At 71.8% G+C, this 2263-nt stretch carries 2 protein-coding genes; one reads left to right on the top strand and one right to left on the bottom strand.

Annotated elements, in window-relative coordinates:
- The coding region (locus KN815_RS48755) for an inorganic phosphate transporter (RefSeq protein ID WP_216348155.1) at window positions 1-1175 on the bottom strand (1175 nt) is incomplete at its 3' end.
- Window positions 1176-1535: 360 nt separating this feature from the next.
- Here KN815_RS48755 and KN815_RS48750 point away from each other — a divergent pair.
- Complete coding sequence (locus KN815_RS48750; protein ID WP_216348154.1) at window positions 1536-2222, top strand: class II aldolase/adducin family protein; 687 nt, start codon at window positions 1536-1538, stop codon at window positions 2220-2222.
- Window positions 2223-2263: the final 41 nt, after the last annotated feature.

Here is a 2263-nt window from a genome sequence, read left to right as displayed (position 1 = left end):
GGCTTCGCGCCCGCGGGCGGCGGGGCCACGGACCGCAGGGCGGCCGTGACGGCGCCCACCGGCTCCTGTGCGCCGACCTCGTTGACGTTGGTGTGGTCCACGGGCTTGCGGCGGGACAGCGCCCAGATCGCCCCGCAGGCCAGGACGGCGAGCACGGCCACCGCCGTGATCCCCGCGTTCCCCTGGTCGGCCAGCAGCGCGGCGCCGCCCGCCACCAGGCCCGCGGCCGGGAGGGTCAGCACCCAGGCGACCACCATGCGGCCGGCGGTCGACCAGCGCACCACCGCGCCCTTACGGCCGACACCCGCACCCATCACGGCACCGGAGCAGACCTGGGTGGTGGACAGCGCGAAGCCGATGTGGGAGGAGGCGAGGATGACGGTCGCGGCGCCGGTCTGGGCGGCGAAGCCCTGCGGCGGCTGGATGTCGGTGATGCCCTTGCCCATGGTGCGGATGATGCGCCAGCCGCCCAGGTAGGTGCCGAGCGCGATGGCCAGGCCCGCCGAGACGATGACCCACAGCGGCGGGTCGGAGTCGGGCGCCACCACGCCCCCGGTGACCAGCGCCAGGGTGATCACGCCCATCGTCTTCTGGGCGTCGTTGGTGCCATGGGCCAGGGAGACCAGGGCGGCCGAGGCGATCTGCCCCGCGCGGTAGCCCTTCGCGGTCTCCTCCGAAGAGCGGCCGCGGCCGAGCCGGTAGGTGAGCCGGGTGGCGGCCACCGTGGCGATGCCGGCCACGACCGGCGCGGCGACGGCGGGGATCAGGACCTTCATGACGATCGCGTCGCCGTTGACCCCGTCCAGACCGACGGAGACCAAGGTGGCGCCGATCAGGCCGCCGAACAGGGCGTGCGAGGAACTGGAGGGGAGTCCGGCGAGCCAGGTCACCAGATTCCACAGGATCGCCCCGACCAGTCCCGCGAAGATCACTTCTGGTCGGATACCGGAGTCCTCGTCGACGATCCCGCCGGAGATGGTCTTGGCCACCTCCACGGACAGGAACGCGCCGACGAGATTGAGGACGGCCGACATCGCCACCGCCACCCTGGGACCGAGTGCTCCCGTGGAGATGGTGGTGGCCATGGCGTTAGCCGTGTCGTGGAAGCCGTTCGTGAAGTCGAACACCAAGGCCGTGACGATCACGATCCCGATGAGAAGCGTGATGTGTTCCATACACCCGGTCAATCAGTTCGAAGGTCGTTAGTGGCACGGTGAACGTAAGGAAACAGGGTGAACGGAAGATGAACTGAGTGGGGCATCAGGGTGACGTGGTTGCGGGAGTGCTAAAGCCTGATGAATTCAAGCCGACTTTCCCACGTCGTACGGGAGTTGAGCCTCGATCGAGGACCACCGGCGGAGGCCCCTGGACCGGCCCCGCGGCCGCCCGCCGTTCACCCTCGTTCACCCACACGGGGGCGGCTGCCCACGAGGCGCGGTCGTAGTCGGTCGTCGACAAGCGCCGCGCCCCTTCCGGTCCCGCCATCGCCCGGCCGCCGGACGCCTGGGAGGATCGGGCCTCGGAGGTGAGGGCAGGTGACCCAGTCGCGATCCACGCGGCAGCCGCAGCCGCGGCTGACCCATCCCCTGCGGCAGGCATGGACGCAGGTGGTGCGAACGGCCCGCAGAACCACCGCTGACGGCCTGGTCGTCGGCACCTCGGGCAATGTCTCGGCCCGGGTCGGCGACACCGTCCTGGTGACCCCGAGCGGCGTCCCCTACGACCGGCTCGGCCCACGGGACGCCGTCGCCGTCGACCTCGACGGACAACAGGTCCTCGGCACGCTGAAGCCCACCAGCGAGCTGCCCATGCACCTGGCCGTCTACCGGGAGACCGACGCCGAGGCCGTGGTCCATACCCACGCCGTCCACGCCACGGCCGTCTCCACGCTCGTCGACGAGCTCCCCGCGATCCACTACATGACCGCGGCCCTCGGCGGGCCGATCCGCGTCGCGCCCTACGCGCTCTACGGAACCGACGAACTGGCCGACGCCATGATCGAGGCGCTGCGCGGCCGCAGCGGCTGTCTGCTGCGCAACCACGGCACCGTCGTCCACGGCGCCACCCTGGACCAGGCGTACGACCGCACCGCCCAGCTCGAATGGATGTGCCAGGTCTGGCTCACCGCGGTCTCCGTCCCCGGCCGCACCCCCACCCTGATCCCGCCGGACGAGCTGCGGCGCGCCGCGGACAAGCTCGGCGGCTACGGCCAGCCGCGCTGAGCCCGCCGGGCCCCCGCCCGGCCCGGCCCCGCACATGCCCG

The organism is Streptomyces niphimycinicus (assembly GCF_018883605.1).
GTDB classification, from domain to species: domain Bacteria; phylum Actinomycetota; class Actinomycetes; order Streptomycetales; family Streptomycetaceae; genus Streptomyces; species Streptomyces niphimycinicus.
The sequence above is the reverse complement of the archived record's forward strand: the minus strand, read 5'-3'. Positions and strand labels throughout refer to the sequence as shown.